This window comes from Bacillus sp. FSL P2-0069, assembly GCF_038593315.1.
In the GTDB taxonomy this organism is placed as follows: Bacteria; Bacillota; Bacilli; order Bacillales; family Bacillaceae; genus Bacillus; species Bacillus safensis.
In genome coordinates, this window is sequence record NZ_CP151984.1 from 3,240,822 (window position 1) to 3,258,871 (window position 18,050).

General features: G+C 41.0%; 19 protein-coding genes. 15 read left to right on the forward strand and 4 right to left on the reverse strand.

Annotated features, from left to right (window positions below):
* Nucleotides 1-28 precede the first annotated feature (28 nt).
* The 3 genes from NSQ34_RS16610 to NSQ34_RS16620 all read left to right on the forward strand — a co-directional run bounded on the left by NSQ34_RS16610 (nucleotide 29) and on the right by NSQ34_RS16620 (nucleotide 2,359).
* Complete coding sequence (locus NSQ34_RS16610) at nucleotides 29-442, forward strand: MarR family transcriptional regulator (protein WP_065214869.1); 414 nt, start codon at nucleotides 29-31, stop codon at nucleotides 440-442.
* Between the two features lie 15 nt (nucleotides 443-457).
* Nucleotides 458-1,645: an MFS transporter gene (locus tag NSQ34_RS16615; protein WP_254001466.1), complete on the forward strand. Its 1,188-nt coding sequence runs from the start codon at nucleotides 458-460 to the stop codon at nucleotides 1,643-1,645.
* Between the two features lie 114 nt (nucleotides 1,646-1,759).
* Nucleotides 1,760-2,359, forward strand: coding sequence for an undecaprenyl-diphosphatase (locus NSQ34_RS16620; RefSeq protein ID WP_041115529.1), 600 nt, complete (start codon nucleotides 1,760-1,762; stop codon nucleotides 2,357-2,359).
* A gap of 38 nt (nucleotides 2,360-2,397) precedes the next feature.
* On the opposite strand, the gene NSQ34_RS16625 is transcribed toward NSQ34_RS16620, so the two are convergent.
* Nucleotides 2,398-3,786: an MFS transporter gene (locus NSQ34_RS16625; RefSeq protein ID WP_176967150.1), complete on the reverse strand. Its 1,389-nt coding sequence runs from the start codon at nucleotides 3,784-3,786 to the stop codon at nucleotides 2,398-2,400.
* Between the two features lie 198 nt (nucleotides 3,787-3,984).
* Between NSQ34_RS16625 and NSQ34_RS16630 the strand changes: the two genes are divergently transcribed.
* The 5 genes from NSQ34_RS16630 (at nucleotide 3,985) to NSQ34_RS16650 (ending at nucleotide 8,067) form a co-directional block, all read left to right on the forward strand.
* Nucleotides 3,985-4,830 carry a transporter substrate-binding domain-containing protein gene (locus NSQ34_RS16630; RefSeq protein WP_254001749.1) on the forward strand — a complete coding sequence of 282 codons (846 nt, stop codon included), beginning with the start codon at nucleotides 3,985-3,987 and terminating at the stop codon, nucleotides 4,828-4,830.
* 42 nt (nucleotides 4,831-4,872) lie between these two features.
* Nucleotides 4,873-5,550 carry an amino acid ABC transporter permease gene (locus NSQ34_RS16635; protein WP_098677173.1) on the forward strand — a complete coding sequence of 226 codons (678 nt, stop codon included), beginning with the start codon at nucleotides 4,873-4,875 and terminating at the stop codon, nucleotides 5,548-5,550.
* 10 nt (nucleotides 5,551-5,560) lie between these two features.
* Entirely contained in the window at nucleotides 5,561-6,301 is a 741-nt protein-coding gene (locus NSQ34_RS16640) for an amino acid ABC transporter ATP-binding protein (protein ID WP_041115526.1), read from the forward strand.
* Between the two features lie 191 nt (nucleotides 6,302-6,492).
* A complete protein-coding gene (locus tag NSQ34_RS16645; RefSeq protein ID WP_034281208.1) occupies nucleotides 6,493-7,701 on the forward strand; it encodes an ammonium transporter in 1,209 nt (402 codons plus the stop codon).
* A gap of 18 nt (nucleotides 7,702-7,719) precedes the next feature.
* A complete protein-coding gene (locus NSQ34_RS16650; RefSeq protein WP_034281209.1) occupies nucleotides 7,720-8,067 on the forward strand; it encodes a P-II family nitrogen regulator in 348 nt (115 codons plus the stop codon).
* An 84-nt stretch (nucleotides 8,068-8,151) separates the two neighbouring features.
* On the opposite strand, the gene NSQ34_RS16655 is transcribed toward NSQ34_RS16650, so the two are convergent.
* Nucleotides 8,152-9,048 (reverse strand): peptidoglycan DD-metalloendopeptidase family protein, encoded by an 897-nt coding sequence (locus NSQ34_RS16655; RefSeq protein WP_034281210.1) that lies wholly within the window; start codon nucleotides 9,046-9,048, stop codon nucleotides 8,152-8,154.
* A gap of 117 nt (nucleotides 9,049-9,165) precedes the next feature.
* On the opposite strand from NSQ34_RS16655, the gene NSQ34_RS16660 reads away from it, so the two are divergent.
* The 5 genes from NSQ34_RS16660 to rpsN all read left to right on the forward strand — a co-directional run bounded on the left by NSQ34_RS16660 (nucleotide 9,166) and on the right by rpsN (nucleotide 12,121).
* On the forward strand, nucleotides 9,166-9,675 hold the full coding sequence (locus NSQ34_RS16660) for a GNAT family N-acetyltransferase (protein ID WP_029706351.1): 510 nt from the start codon (nucleotides 9,166-9,168) through the stop codon (nucleotides 9,673-9,675).
* Between the two features lie 164 nt (nucleotides 9,676-9,839).
* A complete protein-coding gene (locus tag NSQ34_RS16665) occupies nucleotides 9,840-10,262 on the forward strand; it encodes a DUF5362 family protein (protein WP_024426331.1) in 423 nt (140 codons plus the stop codon).
* 144 nt (nucleotides 10,263-10,406) lie between these two features.
* Nucleotides 10,407-10,556 (forward strand): 50S ribosomal protein L33, encoded by a 150-nt coding sequence (gene rpmG, locus NSQ34_RS16670; RefSeq protein ID WP_024423713.1) that lies wholly within the window; start codon nucleotides 10,407-10,409, stop codon nucleotides 10,554-10,556.
* 82 nt (nucleotides 10,557-10,638) lie between these two features.
* A complete protein-coding gene (locus NSQ34_RS16675; RefSeq protein ID WP_065214874.1) occupies nucleotides 10,639-11,835 on the forward strand; it encodes a GTP-binding protein in 1,197 nt (398 codons plus the stop codon).
* Between the two features lie 16 nt (nucleotides 11,836-11,851).
* On the forward strand, nucleotides 11,852-12,121 hold the full coding sequence (gene rpsN, locus NSQ34_RS16680) for a 30S ribosomal protein S14 (RefSeq protein WP_025093900.1): 270 nt from the start codon (nucleotides 11,852-11,854) through the stop codon (nucleotides 12,119-12,121).
* A gap of 254 nt (nucleotides 12,122-12,375) precedes the next feature.
* Here the strand turns inward: rpsN and moaA are convergent, their stop codons facing one another.
* Nucleotides 12,376-13,383: a GTP 3',8-cyclase MoaA gene (gene moaA, locus NSQ34_RS16685; protein WP_029707486.1), complete on the reverse strand. Its 1,008-nt coding sequence runs from the start codon at nucleotides 13,381-13,383 to the stop codon at nucleotides 12,376-12,378.
* A 10-nt stretch (nucleotides 13,384-13,393) separates the two neighbouring features.
* Nucleotides 13,394-14,182 carry a formate dehydrogenase accessory sulfurtransferase FdhD gene (fdhD, locus tag NSQ34_RS16690; protein WP_034281213.1) on the reverse strand — a complete coding sequence of 263 codons (789 nt, stop codon included), beginning with the start codon at nucleotides 14,180-14,182 and terminating at the stop codon, nucleotides 13,394-13,396.
* A gap of 134 nt (nucleotides 14,183-14,316) precedes the next feature.
* On the opposite strand from fdhD, the gene NSQ34_RS16695 reads away from it, so the two are divergent.
* Together NSQ34_RS16695 and NSQ34_RS16700 are read left to right on the forward strand one after the other, a co-directional pair.
* Nucleotides 14,317-15,582, forward strand: coding sequence for an OFA family MFS transporter (locus tag NSQ34_RS16695; RefSeq protein ID WP_046312982.1), 1,266 nt, complete (start codon nucleotides 14,317-14,319; stop codon nucleotides 15,580-15,582).
* Between the two features lie 82 nt (nucleotides 15,583-15,664).
* The gene (locus tag NSQ34_RS16700; RefSeq protein ID WP_087976055.1) at nucleotides 15,665-18,013 is read left to right on the forward strand and encodes an FdhF/YdeP family oxidoreductase; all 2,349 of its coding nucleotides are present in this window, start codon (nucleotides 15,665-15,667) and stop codon (nucleotides 18,011-18,013) included.
* Nucleotides 18,014-18,050: the final 37 nt, after the last annotated feature.

Below are 18,050 nucleotides of genomic sequence, written 5' to 3' on the forward strand. Positions count from 1 at the left end.
TAGCTAAATATTTAAAAAAGGTGAGCATATGGATACGTTAAATAGAGAGTGTTTACATCAAATACATCAAGGCGCACGGCTGCTGTCTAAAAAGGCGAACGAAGCGCTTGCTGCTTATGACTTGTACATGTCCCAGTGGACTGTGCTTTTTTGTTTGGATACATTCGGCCCGAAAACCCAAAAAGACATCTGGACATATTTGAACGTCGAAGCACCGACCATCACCAGAACCGTCACCCGTTTAGAAGCAAATGGCTGGGTGAAACGTGTACAAGGCAAAGACAAACGTGAGAATCTGATCGTGATGACAGATGATGCAAAAGCCCGATTTGAAGAAATCAAACGCACGATGGAACAATTTGAAGAAGAATGTCTTTCAGATTTTACCTACGAAGAAAAAAAACTCCTCCATACACTTTTACACAAATTATCAACTGAATAGGAAGTGACATACATCATGAACGAACGCATATGGACAAAAGACTTTATCATGATTGTCCTGGTGAATTTATTTACGTTCACCTCTTTTTATGCCCTTTTGACATTACTGCCCATTTACACAATGGATGAACTAAATGGAACAGAATCACAGGGCGGTCTCCTTGTGACGGTCTTCTTATTATCTGCTATTGTGACAAGACCGTTTTCTGGCGCCATTATTGAGAAATTCGGCAAAAAACGGATGGCGATTTTCTCTTCTACGGCCTTTGCCTTACTCACTTATTTATACATCCCGATTGATCAATTCCAAACGCTTCTTATGCTGCGTTTCGTACAAGGGATCTTTTTTAGTATTTTGACGACAGTTGCCAGTGCCATTGCGGCTGATATGATCCCGAAACATAAACGCGGGGAAGGACTCGGATACTTTGTGATGTCTATGAACCTCGCTGTTGTCATCGGTCCGTTTATCGCACTGAATCAAGTAGGAAAAATAGGATTTCATTCATTATTTCTTCTCTTTTCCATTATCGTGACCATCGGAGCCGCTTTTACGATGCTGATTAGACAGCCAGAGCCTGAAAACGGCGGAAGCATTATCTTCCGATTCACGTTTTCTCACCTGTTTGAAAAAGGCGCATTAAAAACAGCGGCCGTCGGCATTATTATTTCCTTCTGTTATTCGCCGATTATTTCATTTATTTCAGTTTATGCCAATTCACTTCATTTGATGGGTGCAAGCAGTTATTTCTTTATTGTATTTGCGGCTGCAATGCTTGGATCACGTCCATTTACAGGCAGACTTTTTGACCGGGTTGGAGCTCACGTTGTGATCTATCCTTCGATTGCCCTTTTTGCCATTGGTTTATGGATGCTGACAGCGACACATTCAGCTACAATGCTTCTTCTATCAGGCGCTGTGATTGGACTTGGCTACGGTTCGCTCGTGCCATGTTTACAAACACTTGCGATTCAGCACTCACCAGCTCATCGTACGGGATATGCGACGGCTACTTTCTTCACCCTGTATGATACAGGTATTGCTGCCGGCTCATTTGTCTTTGGACTCCTTGTCAGTTTCACAGACTTTTCAAATGTGTACCTCATTGCGGGTATTGTGGTCTTACTGAGTATGGGCGTTTTTTATTGGAGCGAACGAAAACCTCAGGAAGCAAAAGCACAAAAGGTCTCCCTTTCAGAGTAAAAGGGTACTATTTTAAACTTCGCCGGAAACATGCTAAAATATAGGATATTCCAAATAGAGCATACAGGCTTTGTTGAAAAATAGTTAGCATTAAGCGAAAGTATAGGTGATGTTTTGAATTACGAATTGTTTAAAGTCATACACGGGATGGCTCACCATTCTGAGTTTTTAGATCAGGCCATGATCTTTATTACGAAAAAGGCCATTCTTGTGTACGCCCTTGTCTTATTGATTTGCTGGTTTTTAGGGAATCACAAATTTAAGAAGCATGTCTTCTTTTCCGGTGTAACAGGCATTGCAGCACTTATCGTCAACTTTGCCATTACATTGTTTCATTATGAAGAGCGGCCGTTTGTGGCGCATAAAGTCGACACACTCATCCCGCACTCAGCAGATGCTTCCTTCCCAAGTGACCATACAACAGGTGCATTGGCTCTTTCATTAGCCATTCGATCCCGTAATAAAAGGCTTGGCAACATCTTGCTCGTCTTTGGATTACTTACAGGATTCTCCCGCATCTGGGTCGGTCATCATTATCCATTTGATGTTTTAGGCAGCTTGGTCGTATCGATTGTGGTTGTCTTTATCATGAATAAATTATGGAAGTTCTTTGACTCTCCTATTGATCGTATCGTGACATTTTACGAGACAATTGTAGGGAAAATTTTCAGAAGGAAGACAAAGGATCAGGGCTCAGACCTGTCCAACTCTTAAGCGGACTTGCGATAACGTGATGAAGATTCTTCTTCCACTTATCGCGCCGCTTTTTTTATTGGCTTTCCCCCTCTAACCATACGCGAAAAATAAAGACTGACACCAATGCCAATAAGAGAAATGATGATCAATGTCCAGCCTAATTGCGCAAAGTGAGCACCAGCAATTTCATCCCCAAACAGCATACCAAGCACAGCAGACGACAGAATAGAACCAAGGTAGCGGCATGTTTGAAAAAGTCCAGAGGACGTGCCAATCATGTGCTGAGGACTTGCCTTGAGCATCGCAGCTTGGAGCGCAACATTCCCAATCCCATAACTGAGCCCAAGCAGAGCTAGAACCAATCCTTTCCCCCATAATGGCGCAGGAATAAAAAAGAAAGTCATGGCAGACGCTCCAGCCAGCATCAATACAGCACTCGCTAAAACTGGATGGCGTTCATCCCCGCGATCCACCCACTTTCCAGTCAGCGGTGACACAATAATACTCACCCCTGACATACACAGCATAAAAAGACCCGTCATCTCCACACGCCAGCCTAACTCATCCTGAAAATAACTCGGCAAACCAAAAAAGAGACAATAGAAAAAGATATTTAAAATGATAAATTGCACATACACAAGTGACAGCCGCTGCTCCTCCCTGAACATCCGTATTTGAATAAACGGTTCATCCACCTGATACTCCCACCAGATAAAAGCGCCTGCACTCAGGAGACAAAGAATACCTTGAACATATTGAATGCCATCACCCAGTGATAATAAAAATGAAAGCAGGAGAACAATGCAGACGGTAAAAAGAAGCATCCCTGGCAAATCGAGTGTTCGCACAGTTTCGCCTATGCGGAGCTTTTTCTTCTTCTGCTCCTTCGGAAACAAAAATAGGCCAAGAAAGAAACTGATCAAAATAAAAGGCAGATTCACTAAAAAGATAGCCGGCCAGCCGCCAATGGTCATTAGAAATCCGCCAAGCGTCGGTCCAAGCGCCGTCATCGCTGAAGCAAAAATAGATAATACCGCTAAAGCCGAAGCCTGTCTTTCTTGAATATGATCCCGAATGAGTCCGACACCAGAAGGATAAATGGCACTGCTTCCAATTGCCTGTAACAGACGGATCACAATCAGCACCGCAAACGTCGGAGCAAACGGCGCGCAGATGGCTGAGACTGCGACAAGAACCAGACCGAATAAAAATAAGGTTCTCCGGCTCATGACATGATCCCCAATCCGGCCGCTCACCGGCTGCGTCACTGCACTGGCTAAATAAAAAGAAGAAATAAGCCAAGATACGGTCGTAAACGACAAACCGAATTCATGCTGAATTTGATGCAAGGCCAAAGAAATCATTGATGAATTCAGTGGATTCAACATCGTTCCAAAGGCAATAGCGGTTAAAAAAACTTTTCGGTTGTCTCTCCACTTGTTCATACACTGACCTCCTTTTGCAATCCTTTCGTTATTATGAGATTCATTTCCCTTTTTTACCCTAATCAATTCAAGTTCTCTCTTAGAAAAGCAAGACATACATTCTAAAAAGGACGATTGTTGGAATAACACATATAAAATTGAGAATATGAGGAACAAATGGTAAGATGCTACACATATTGAAAAGCCTACTTTCTCCTTATATGGAGAACGGCTGAAAAGGAGGAGAAGCTTATTATTAAAAAAAGACGGTTTTGGGTCCCAGCCCTTTTCTCGGTTGCAGTATTACTTCTGTCTTCGTGTGGTTCAAATGAAACAAATGGGAACGGAGATAAACGTAATTCTACAGCGAAAGGGTCGCCAATTTTGGAGGATGGAAAATTTATTTTTGCAGCATCAGGTGAATTTCATCCGTTTAGTTACATGGATGGAAATCAGATGTCCGGCTTTGATATCGACGTAGGCAATGCGATTAGTGACAAACTAGGTCTCGAACCTATACAGAAAAAATATAAATTCGCAGGCATCGTCGAAGGCGTGAAAGCAGGTAAATTTGATGCGGCAGTTGCAAGTCATACCATCAATGAGGAACGAAAAAAACACGTCCTTTTTTCTAAACCCTATTACTATTCTGGTCCGCAAATTTTCACAAGACCCGGATCAGACATTCAACATGCGGATGACTTAAAAGACAAAGAAATTGCTGTATCCAAAGGGTCGTCCTACGCTGATATTGCCAAGGAACATAGCGGGCAAGAACCAAAATATTATGATAGTGATGTCGTCGCCTTAGAAGCACTGGCCAACGGAAAACACGATGCAGTCGTGACAGATTTCGCCACAGGTGCAGAAGCGATGAAGAAAAAATTAAAAATCACAGCGCAGGAAAGACTCGGACAAAGTGAGCAGGCAATTGCTGTTTCAAAAGAAAATGAACAGCTCATAAAAGAGATCAACGATGCGATTGACGCACTAAAAAAAGACGGAACATTAAAACAAATTAGCGAAAAGTACTTTGATGAAGACATCACGGTCAAACAAGATTAAAACCACGATTGTGCGCCCTTTTTATAGGCGCACTTTCTTCAAATGGAGATGATTGTTTTGCCTACCCTATCACACTTTTTTCAGACACTCATTGATTCAAGAGGTATTTTCTTAGAAGGAATGCTGATCACCTTACAGCTGACGGTGATCAGCATCTTCATCGGTATGTTCATCGGGCTTTTCTTTGCTTTATTGAAAATATCCCGCATAGCCGTTTTCGGTTATATCGCCAATGCTTATATCTTTCTTGTACGCGGAACACCACTTATTGTTCAGATTTTCATCCTATATTTCGGCCTCACAGAATTGAATATACCCGACTTCTGGGCTGCTTCCATTGCGCTCGCCTTTCATAATGGCGCCTATATAGCCGAAATATTTAGAGGCGCTATCCAATCCATCGATCAGGGGCAAAAAGAGGCAGGACGCTCTCTTGGTATGGGTCGTTTTTTAACAATGAGGCGTATCATTCTCCCTCAAGCGATGCGGCGTGCTCTTCCCCCTCTTGGCAACCAGTTCATTATCGGCTTAAAAGATTCATCACTCGCCGCCTTTATCAGTGTCAATGAACTATTTAACGTCGCCACCACGCAAGGCTCCAACAGTTTTGATAATATGACGTATTTACTTGTTGTAGCCGTCTATTACTTAGTTCTTGTCCTGCTGTTAACATTCGCTGTCCAAACCTTTGAGAAGAAACTATCAGTTAGTGACCAATAGGAGGAGAAGCATGACAGAATCAAAGGAAATCATACGTGTTGAAAAACTCAATAAATACTTTGGAGAGCTTCATGTTTTAAAAGATATCGATCTCACCGTATATGAAAATGATGTGGTCGTCTTAATTGGTGCAAGCGGTTCTGGAAAAAGCACCTTGCTCCGCTGTATGAACTTTTTAGAAATAAAAAATGATGGAGATATTATCATTGATGGCAGTCCTGTTGATCCAAAACGCGATCAATTAAACGAAATGAGACAAAAAATAGGAATGGTGTTTCAGCATTTTAATCTTTTCCCGCACAAAACTGTGCTTGAAAATATCATCGAAGCGCCTGTTATGGTGAAAAAAACAAAGAAAGCGCAAGCCATCGCTGAAGCCAGCACCTTGCTAGAAAAAGTCGGACTTGCGGATAAAGCCAACGTATATCCTTCTAAACTATCAGGCGGCCAAAAACAGCGTGTAGCCATAGCCAGATCTCTCGCCATGAAGCCTGATGTCATGTTATTTGACGAACCTACGTCTGCCCTTGACCCAGAACTTGTAGGCGAGGTGCTGCAAACGATGAAAAGCCTCGCAAAAGAAGGCATGACCATGGTCATTGTCACACACGAAATGGGCTTTGCGAAAGAAGTTGCCGATCGTGTCGTCTACATGCACGAAGGCCGCATCGTCGAAGAAGGCGTCCCTTCGGACTTGTTTGATTCTCCTAGGGAGGAACGTACAAAACTGTTTCTCAGCTCCATTTTATAGGTCAAACGCCCTTCATTTTTAGTGCTTAACTTACGTTTTTGCTCATTTTTTACGAACTTTTCATCCATTTATATTGAACTTAACCAAAAACCATGTCAGATAAACTTACACGTATATGTTATATATGACTTTTCTCTCTATAATGAAGAATTAAGAAAACAATAATTCTGAATGATTCGGGGGAATGCAGCATGCAAATGGGTGATACAGTATTTATGTTCTTCTGCGCACTACTCGTGTGGTTAATGACACCGGGTTTAGCTTTATTCTACGGAGGACTCGTGAGAAGTAAAAACGTGTTAAGCACAACCATGCACAGCTTAACGTCACTAGCAATCGTTTCAATCGTATGGATCGTATTCGGTTATTCCTTAGCTTTTGCACCAGGCAATGCATGGATTGGAGGATTAGACTGGGTGGGCCTGAAAGGCGTAGGCTTTGAGCCTGGTTCCTATAGTGAGACCATTCCACATTCATTGTTCATGATGTTTCAAATGACCTTTGCCGTCTTAACAACAGCCATCATCTCAGGGGCCTTTGCTGAACGGATTCGCTACTCAGCAGTCGTTGTATTTACACTCCTTTGGGTCACATTTGTATACGCTCCAGTCGCACACTGGGTATGGGGCGGCGGTTGGATTGGCGAGATGGGTGCGCTAGACTTCGCAGGCGGAAACGTGGTTCACATCTCATCCGGTGTTGCAGGTCTTGTCGTGGCAATTGTGCTCGGGAAGCGTAAAGAAGCAGCAAGCTCTTCTCCGCATAACTTAATCTACACCCTTCTTGGTGGAGCTGTCATCTGGTTTGGATGGTTTGGTTTTAACGTGGGTAGTGCTCTTACATTAGACAGCGTGGCCATGTATGCCTTTATTAACACCAATACAGCTGCTGCTGCAGGAATCATCGGCTGGCTGTTAGTAGAGTGGATGATCAACAAAAAACCGACCATGCTCGGCGCGATCTCTGGAGCCATCGCAGGTCTTGTCGCCATTACACCTGCCGCAGGCTTTGTTACACCGTTTGCTTCTATTATAATAGGAATCATTGGCGGGATCGTCTGTTTCTGGGGGGTCTTTTCACTCAAAGCCAAATTTGGCTATGATGACGCACTGGACGCATTCGGCCTTCACGGAATTGGCGGTACTTGGGGAGGAATTGCAACAGGACTTTTCGCCACAACTTCTGTCAATGACGGCGGAGCCAATGGCTTATTTTACGGAGATCCCAGCTTACTTTGGAAGCAAGTGGTCGCGATTGTTGCCACGTACGCTTTTGTTGCCGTTGTGACATACGTGATCATCAAAGTGGTCAATGTCTTCTTCAAAATTCGTGCAACCGAAGAAGAAGAATCAGTGGGTCTTGATTTAACCATGCACGGTGAAAAAGCTTATCAAGATTAAAGAAAAAGGGGTGTCTCTATGAGCAAAATGTATAAAGTGGAGATTGTCACACGTCCAGCTAATTTTGAAACATTAAAGGTGGAGCTTGGAAAGATTGGTGTCACCTCGATTACCTTTTCAAATGTACACGGCTGCGGCTTACAAAAGGGACATACAGAGCTATACCGCGGCGTCAAAAAAGAAAGCAACGTGTACGAACGATTAAAGATCGAAATCGTCCTAAGCAAAGTACCTGTCGAACAGGTCGTTGAAACAGCTCAAAAGGTACTTCGGACAGGCGAACCAGGGGATGGGAAAATTTTTATATATGAAATAGCGAATACAATCAACATTCGGACAGGTGAAGAAGGACCTGCCGCCCTATAGTGTATCCTCCGCCGAGTGGCGGAGGATCTTTTTAAGCAGAAAAAACCTCTGCATATTTATATACACAGAGGACCTTGTAAAACATTAAGATTGTTTTGTTTCTTCTGACTGACTGCTGTCTTTAGAGGAATCAGAAGACTTTTCTTGATCAGAGGATTTCCCCTTCTCATCAGACTTTTCTTCAGATTTTTCTCCAGCTGGCTCTTTGGCTTTATCTTCAGCAGCAGGTTCCTTCGTTTTTTCCTCAGTCTTTGGCTGAGCAGGTTCTTTTGCTTGTTCCGTCACTTCTTGCGCTGCTTTTTCAATTGTAGAAACAGGCTTGTCAATGAAGCTAAGCGGATTAAGCGCTAAACCTTCCATACGAATTTCAAAATGTACATGGTTGCCGCTTTCAGCACCATATAGATTTTTACCAGAAGCACCAATGACATCATTCTGCTTGACTTCATCGCCTTCTTTGACACTCACTTGTGACAACGATTGATAAACAGTCGATAATCCATCTTCATGTTCAATTTCAACAACGTGACCGAGGACTGGATCTTTTTTCGCTTGAACCACTGTTCCACTAAGAGCAGCTGTGACATCAAACACTTTGCCATCTTTATCTGCAAGATCAATACCTTTGCTCAAGGTATAGGTGTTATTATAGTTTACAAGTGCTGCTTCTTTTTCTTTTTGGTCAGCATCTGCTTCATAGAACTTTTTCACGACAGAAACATTATCAGAATTCTGGACCGGCATTGCGACATTTTCAATTGGCTTTCCAACTTCAACGGCATCATCGCGCTGTTCTTGCCCTGTTTGATTTCCATCAGATAGTTGGTCTTTCACATCTTTTGATACAGCTTGATACCAAAGAACGGCTGTTAACACGACCGCTGCGCTGACCAAGTAAATAGCAGGGAATACCCAGCGCTTACGGAAAAATTGCTGAACTTTTGTGATTTTGGAAGTACGTTTCTTTTCTTCCTCTCTCATTTTTCATCACCTCAGCAACATTCTGAACACTTTTCAAAAAATATATACACACGAAATCATTTTTCTTTTTATTTTGCGCAATCGCATCAATAATATGTATGATAAATGAAAAAAAAGATGGGGGACTTAATTGTGAAAACTTTCAACCGCATAGCAACAGAAGATGACCTCAAAGCCATCGTTGATATCTACAATTCAACCATTGCTTCAAGAGAAGTGACCGCTGATACAGAACCAGTTTCTGTCGAGGACCGCCGGCAATGGTTTTTGAATCATTCCGAGAAAAGACCTCTCTATGTGAAAACAGATGAGGATGGAAATATCTACGGCTGGCTGAGCTTTGAAACGTTTTACGGAAGGCCTGCATACAACGGGACCGTTGAAATGAGTATCTATTTAAACCAAGACTATCGAGGAAAAGGCTTAGGATCACTTTTCTTGCAAGAAGCCATTGATTTAGCACCCTCATTAGGCATTCGAACGTTACTTGCCTTTATTTTCGGGCACAACGAAGCCAGCATTCGACTATTTAAAAAGCACGGCTTTGAGACATGGGGCCACCTGCCACGCATCGCAGAAATGGACGGCAGCAGATACGATTTAGATATCCTAGGAAAAGAATTATAAAACGAGCGTCTCCCTGAAAAAGAGACGCTTTTTATGACGCATGTAACAGCTGTAAAAAAAGTGAAGTGAAGAGAGAAACAATTGAATCAATCAACATTCACTCTTCCTAAAGCACTACTTACTCAAGTATGATAAAGAGTGAATACATAAAGGAGTGAACACCATTGCAACAAACTGAGAAAATCATTCAATCTCTTCATTCAATCGTAAAGTGGGGAAAGGTTGGTAGTATCTTTCTCTATATTTCAGGCGGTCTGGCTATTCTTATTGGTTTTTGGCTTGTTCTTCCTGCAGCCCTTGGCGTCTTCCTCATTATGATGGGGATCCATGTACAAAAATCTGTAAAAGCGGCTGAACACTTGATTCAGGCTCCAGATACTTCTTACGAAGAATTATTAGAACAGTACGCTAAGATGATGAAAATGCAAACACTGTTTGCCATTTCAAGTATTGCCGCAGTTATTCTTTCATTCATTGCTATCGTTTTGATACTTATACTAGGCGGGTTAGCCTTCCTTCAAGAAATTCCTTATGATGTCCAGCAGTATGAAGGTGATTACGAACAAGAACTCGGTGACTTTTATTAATGGAGAGGGGTATCAATAGTCATTCGATACCCCTTTTGTTTTTATCATTTGACTTGGATCATTCTCCTCTGCTTGACATTCAGTCTTGATCATTTTAAAATACAAATCGTAACTATTACGAATTAAAGAAGGATCCTATTACTTATGCGCGTGAATATTACGTTGGCCTGTACTGAAACAGGTGACAGAAACTACATCACAACAAAAAATAAAAGAACGAATCCTGACCGATTGGAGTTAAAAAAATATTCTCCTCGATTAAAGAAATATACCCTTCATAGAGAAACAAAATAAATTTTTTATATTATAAATCGTAATCATTACTTTTTAAGTGAGGCGGAAAACAAAATGATCGTTTTCAAAAGGACAAAAACAAATGAATAAGCGTATACCTGTTACAGTATTAAGCGGCTTTTTAGGAGCAGGAAAAACAACGATATTAAATCATGTTCTTCAAAATCGCAAAGGATTAAAAGTGGCTGTAATCGTCAATGACATGAGCGAAATTAATATTGATGCAGAACTAGTCAAACAAGGCGGCGAGCTTTCTCGATCAGATGAGAAACTCGTTGAATTATCTAACGGCTGTATTTGCTGCACTTTGAGAGAAGACTTGTTAATCGAAGTAGAACGCCTTTGTAAGGCGGGTAATATTGATTATATTGTCATTGAATCAACCGGAATTAGTGAACCAATTCCCGTCGCTCAAACGTTTTCTTATATTGATGAAGAAATGGGTATAGATTTGACCCGCTTTTGCCGTCTAGATACGATGGTCACAGTAGTAGATGCAAATCGTTTCTGGACTGATTTCCAGTCAGGAGAGAGTTTATTAGATCGTAAAGAAGCGGTTTCCGATGACGACGAGCGAGAAATTTCCGATTTACTCATTGATCAAATTGAATTTTGTGACGTGCTTATTATCAATAAATGTGATCTAGTATCTCCCTCTGAATTAGATCGACTTGAGCATGTGCTGAACAAACTACAACCAGAAGCATCTATCATCAGAACCTCAAAAGGTATAGTACAGCCAGATGACATTTTGAATACTGGTTTATTCGACTTTGAAAAATCAAGTGCTTCTGCTGGGTGGATCAAAGAAATCAACGCAGGACATGTTCAGCATACACCGGAAACAGAGGAATACCAAATTTCATCTTTTGTTTACGAAAGAAGACTCCCTTTTCATACTGGCAGACTGAATGCTTGGTTAGATCAAATGCCTGAGCAGATCGTTCGTGCGAAAGGTTTTACTTGGCTTGCCACACATCATGATTTAACCATTTTAATTTCACAAGCTGGGAAATCTGTTGCGATTGAACCAATTGCATACTGGATTGCTGCTTTGCCTGAACAAGAAAAAGCACGGATATTAAATCAGGAACCAGAGCTTCTAGATGAGTGGGACGCAGAGTTTGGTGATCGCCATACAAAACTTGTGTTTATCGGTGTAGATTTACCTAAAGCAGAAATCATTCGTACTCTTGATCAATGCTTGCTTACACCTGAGGAATTTGATCAAGATTGGACTACATTTGAGGACCCCTTTCAATGGAAAATACAAAATTAGGCCAGGAGGGTTTTAATTGGCAAAGAAATCTAAGATTGCTAAAGAAAAAAAACGACAGCAGCTTGTATTGAAATATGCAGAATTAAGAAAAGAGTTAAAAGAAAAAGGTGACTATGAAGCTTTACGAAAATTACCTAGAGACTCTTCCCCTACCCGCTTAAAAAACCGCTGTGAATTAACGGGCCGTCCCAGAGGTTATTTACGAAAATTCAAAATGTCTAGAATTGCTTTTCGTGAGCTTGCCTATAAGGGTCATATCCCTGGAGTGAAAAAGTCGAGCTGGTAAAGAATGATTTGATCTTATCACAGCACTCGTAAAAGTAAAGCCGCACACAATGAGAGAAAATCTATTTTCCAATCTTATCTCAATCTTTTTGAAGTGCAAAATAGCAATTTAAAAACCAGCAGAGATTCTGCTGGTTTTTTATAATGACTGAGTTCATAAGATAAAATGGCCTGTTTTCAAAAAAGGATTTTCAGCAACGATTATGACATTTTTTCTTCTTTTCAAAAATACATGATCATGATACTTTGTTGTCATTAACCACCGATGTATGACATCTCAACCTTTTTCTGATCTTTTTTCTGCTCTCTCTCGGCTGAATATTGGTCATGTCTATTCGACCATAATTCCTTTAACCTGTTCGTTAATTCTTCATTATCTTTTGTCGTACGAATCATCTGTTTCAGATCAAAACCCGATGAAGCAAACAGACATGTAAACAATTCCCCCCTTGCAGACAACCTTGCTCTGTTACATGTTCCACAAAAAGCATCTGAAACGGAAGAAATAATACCTATCTCTCCTGAACCATCTTTGTAAAAAAATCGTTTGGCTACTTCACCTGTATATTGAGGAGGTTCTGGTTTGATAGGATATGTTGAATCAATTAATTCAATTATTTCTTTCTTTGTCATGACATGTTCTAGATTCCATTTATTCGTATTACCGACATCCATAAATTCAATAAATCTGAGAACGTGTCCTTCTTTTTTGAAGTAAGCTGCCATTGGTAAGACATCCTGATCATTCACACCTTTTTGAACAACCATATTAATCTTGATAGCAAGTCCAGCCTTTTTTGCAGCCTCAATACCATCAAACACTTTTTGGATAGAAATATGCCTTCCGTTCATTTGCTTAAAACGGTCGGGATTTAATGAATCTAAACTAATGGTGACTCTATTGAGACCAGCTCTCTTCAACTGATCAGCATATAAAGGTAAAAGTGTTCCGTTGGTTGTCATCGCAATGTCTTCAATCCCTGGAATGTTTGCGAGCTTTTCTATTAAGACAGGCAGATCCTTCCGCATTAACGGTTCTCCGCCCGTGATGCGTATTTTTACCACACCTAAGTTCTTTACAAAAAGGGTAGCAAGTCGTTCAATTTCTTCGAAACTAAGCAGTTCTTCTTTTTTCAAGAAAGGATAATCCGGTCCAAAAATTTCAGCAGGCATACAGTACGTACATCTAAAGTTACAGCGATCAGTTACTGATATTCTTAAATCGCGCAATGGTCGATGTCTTTTATCTAAAATACTGACCATACTTTGCCTCCTATTCTGTAATACGATGAGGATGCGTGTAAATGTTAAAGGATTTTCCTCTGACGAATCCAACTGTCGTAATATTTAATTCTTCTGCCATTTTAAGCGCCAGCTCAGTAGGTGCTGATTTTGAAATGACGATAGACACTCCTAGTTTTGCTGCCTTCAATAGAACTTCTGACGATATCCGGCCGCTAAAAACAAGGATTTTATCTCTAAGTGGAATTCGCTGAAGTAAACAGTATCCATAAATTTTATCTAAAGCATTATGTCTTCCTATATCAGTTCTAGTGATGAATAGCTTCTCTGTGTCACACAGTCCAGCATTATGCACTCCGCCAGTATGTTGAAATAATTGGCTTTCTTCTTGCAAACACTTCATGAGATGCATACAGGTTTCAGCAGAAATACTGATTCGATCAATGGCTGTTTTTGCCGTCTTCACATCTTGAAGGAAATAAAAGTGTCTTCCTTTCCCGCAGCATGAACCAATCACTCGTTTTGTAAAATCTGATGAATCAAATCCACTTGAGTGAACTAAATCAACATAGGCAAAACCCATACTTTCATCTATTGTAAACCTTTTAATCTCTTTTTCAAATCGAATGACCCCTTCTGAAGCCAAAAAGCCGATAACCAATTCTTTCAAGTGCTCTGGTGAACAAACAAGGGTCACAAATTCTTCTCCATTTACCATCACAGTTAAAGGATATTCTTCTACAATTTCATCAGTTTTGCAGGTAAACTGGCCTTCATTGTATTGGTGTATAACTCGTTTCTTTTTAACAGAAGGATTCATTGTATGATCTTCCTTTCAATGCAAATTTAGTTATATGATCCAATCAAATTGTGATATTATTTTAAAAAGTCATAAAAATGTAACATATTTCTATCTTATCAAACTTCTTGACTGCTTTATATGGGGGGAACAAAATGAACAAATCGAAAAATCGCTGGCTCATCGCAGCAAGTGCTGTAGGAATTCATTTATCTATTGGGTCTGTTTATGCTTGGAGTGTTTTTACGAATCCTTTACATGAAGCCTTTCAGTGGTCATTAACAGAAATAAGTCTCACCTTCAGTATTGCTATTTTATTTTTAGGTTTATCTGCTGCTTTTATGGGACATTTCGTTGAAAGGTATGGTCCAAGGGCATCGGGGCTCTTCTCAGCTATTTTCTTCGGCATCGGAATGACTGGGTCAGGATTCGCTGTCCACATGTCATCACTGCCTCTCCTCTATTTATTTTATGGTGTACTCGCTGGAATAGGTTTAGGGGTAGGCTATATTGCACCTGTATCAACTCTAGTCAAATGGTTTCCGGATCGAAGAGGTCTTGCAACCGGCTTAGCCATTATGGGGTTTGGGTTTGCTTCTCTTATTTGCAGCCCAATTATTCAATATCTCATTGAAAAAGTGAATATCGCAAATACTTTTTATATTCTTGGAATCTCCTATTTTATCATCATGGTGATCTCATCTCTTTATTTATCACCACCAACACCTGATGACGTCAAACAATTTGATGTATTCAAAACAAAGAAAAGAAAAATCCCTCAAGATTTATCACAGCTTACAGCAAATGAAGCGATCAAAACAAGACGTTTTTATTATTTGTGGCTTATGCTTTTTATTAATATCACATGCGGAATCGCTATTATTTCAGTAGCGTCACCTCTTGCTCAAGAAAGTGTTGGGTTCACTGCAGGTGCTGCAGCTACTCTTGTGGGCATTTTAGGTGCTTTTAATGGTTTAGGACGCATTGGCTGGGCATCGTTTTCAGATTATATAGGAAGACCGAATACGTATACGATTTTTTTCAGTATCCAGCTCATTGCTTTTCCTTTACTCCCCTATTTAAAAGAACCGTTCATCTTTTCAATCGTCATGGCGATCATTTATACGTGCTATGGAGGAGGATTTGCTTCAATTCCAGCCTATATTGGGGATTTGTTTGGTACAAAGCAGCTTGGTGCCATACATGGTTATATTTTGACTGCTTGGGCCGCTGCGGGATTAGCAGGACCACTATTTTCATCCTTCATCCGAGATATAACAGGTAATTACACACAAAGCCTTATGGTGTTCTCTGGCTTATTTTTCATTGCTTTTATCATATCACTTCTGATTCGAAAGGATATTCAGCAGCTAAGAGAAAAAAACCTATCTGCTGCTTCCTCTGTCTCAGCCCGATCTTAATTTGAATTTGACAGAATCACAATCTAAAGGTAATTTTTAGATATGAAAACGCTTTACAAAGTATTAGGAGGGTGATGATCTCATGGGGAAAACAAAACATAAGGGGCCTGTTAAACTCAATAAAAAACCCTCACCAAAGCTATGGGCGTCTTTTGTACCAATGGGGCTTGGCAAAGTGAAACCGAAACACATTCGAGATACGATGAAAGTGGCTTGGGAGAACAAAGATAACCTTCCCTACGCGTATCGTATTTTAACGCAGGGTGTTTGTGACGGCTGTGCCCTTGGCGTCTCAGGACTGTATGATCAAACGCTCGCAGGACCTCATATATGCACCACAAGACTAAATGTGCTTCGTCTTAACACAATGCCAGCTATTGATCCAAAATGGTTTGAAGATATTCATCAGCTAAAGCAAATGGACAGCACTTCTCTTCGCAAGCTTGGGCGGATTCCTTATCCATTGATCCGAAAAAAAGGTGACAATGCCTTTACACGTATTTCTTGGGATGATGCACTAGATCAAATCGCAGCTAAAATCCAATCAATTGATAAACGGCAGCTTGCTTTCTATTTAACCGCCAGAGGAATTACAAATGAAGTTTATTATACGGCTGCAAAGGCTGCTCGATTTATAGGGACGAATCATATTGATAATGCTTCTCGCATTTGCCATTCACCAAGTAAAACCGCTCTTAAACGGTCCCTTGGCATCGGTGCTTCCAGCTGTAATTACAGTGATTGGATTGGAACGGATGTATTAATTTTTTGGGGATCTGTCGCAGCAAACAATCAGCCTGTTTCCACTAAATATATGTACGCTGCTAAAAAGAAGGGAACAAAAATTATCGTCATCAATCCGTATAAAGAGCCTGCTATGGAAAAGTATTGGGTTCCTTCTATTCCAGAGAGTGCTTTATTCGGTACAAAAATTGCAGATGATTTTTACCAAGTCAATATAGGCGGAGATATTGCGTTCATGAACGGCGTCATCAAGCATTGGTTTGACATGGAGCAGCATGCTCCCCATTCGGCTCTTGATCACGAATTTATTCAAAAACATACAACAGGCATACAGGATTTAAAGCAGCATGTCGCACAATTGAAGTGGGAGGACCTAGAAGCATCATCAGGTTTATCAAAAGAAAGAATGAAGGAATTTGCGACACTGCTTGCCAATGCTAATTCAGGCGTTTTTATTTGGAGTATGGGCCTTACTCAGCACCGCTTTGCAACTGATAATATATCACAGGTTGCCAACCTTGCGATGCTGCGCGGATTTATCGGCAGGAAACATTGTGGTGTCATGCCAATCCGGGGGCATAGTGGCGTCCAAGGTTCTGGTGAAATGGGCGCTGATCCATTCGTTTTGCCAGGTAGTGATTTTGATGAAGAGAATATTGAAAGAATCGAACGTATATGGGGGTTTGACATTCCTAAATGGCATGGTGACACCATTGGGCAATCCTTTGAAAAGATGGCTCTCCCAAAAGACCATCCACAAAAACTCAAAATGCTGTTTACGAGTGGCGGAAACTTTTTAGAAACGATGCCAAATCCGGAAGCGATCGAAAAAGCATTATCTGAACTTGAACTCCGTGTTCACCAAGATATCATTTTGAATACCTCTACGCTGGTAGACGCTGAAGAGGCGGTGATTGTGCTGCCTGCTATGACAAGGTATGAACAACCAGGCGGCGGCACATCAACCAGTACGGAACGCATGGTATATTTCAGTCCAGAAATTGAAGGACCTCGTATTGAGGAAGCCAGAGCAGAATGGGACATTTATGTTGATCTTGCGAAAAGAGTCCGGCCGGAAGATGCCGAGCTGATACATTTTGAAACAGCTGAAGACATTCGTCGTGAGATTGCGGTCGCCAACCGAAACTATGATGGCATCCAGCATTTACGTCACAAGGGAGACGTTTTTCAATGGGGAGGCGCATGGCTTTGTGAAGATGGCGTGTGTCCAACACCAGACGGCAAGGGACATCTTCTTCCTGCCCAGCTGCCTCAATATCGAAAAACCGAAGGACATTTCAATATCACGACAAGAAGAGGAAAGCAATTCAACTCCATGATCTACAGTGAAAAGGATGCCTTTAATGGTGGAAAACGTCATTCTATCCTAATGAATGAAGAAGATGCAAAAGAGCTTTACGTCCAAGAAGGTGATCCAGTTGTTCTCTTTAATCAATATGGATCCTATCAAGGAGTGGCTCAATTCGGAGAGTTGAGACGCGGCAATATCGCAGTTTATTGGCCGGAAGGGAACGTTTTAATTCCTAAAGGTGTGTATGAGAGCTACTCACAGATTCCCGAGTATAATACGGCTGCCATATTAGAAAAAGCCGAAACCTTCCATGCAAGAAAGGATCAGCATTATGTGGAGAAACGAATTGATGAATTAGAAACGACTTTGAATTAATCGTCAACTTAAAAACAGCTGGGGTTGTTTTCCCCAG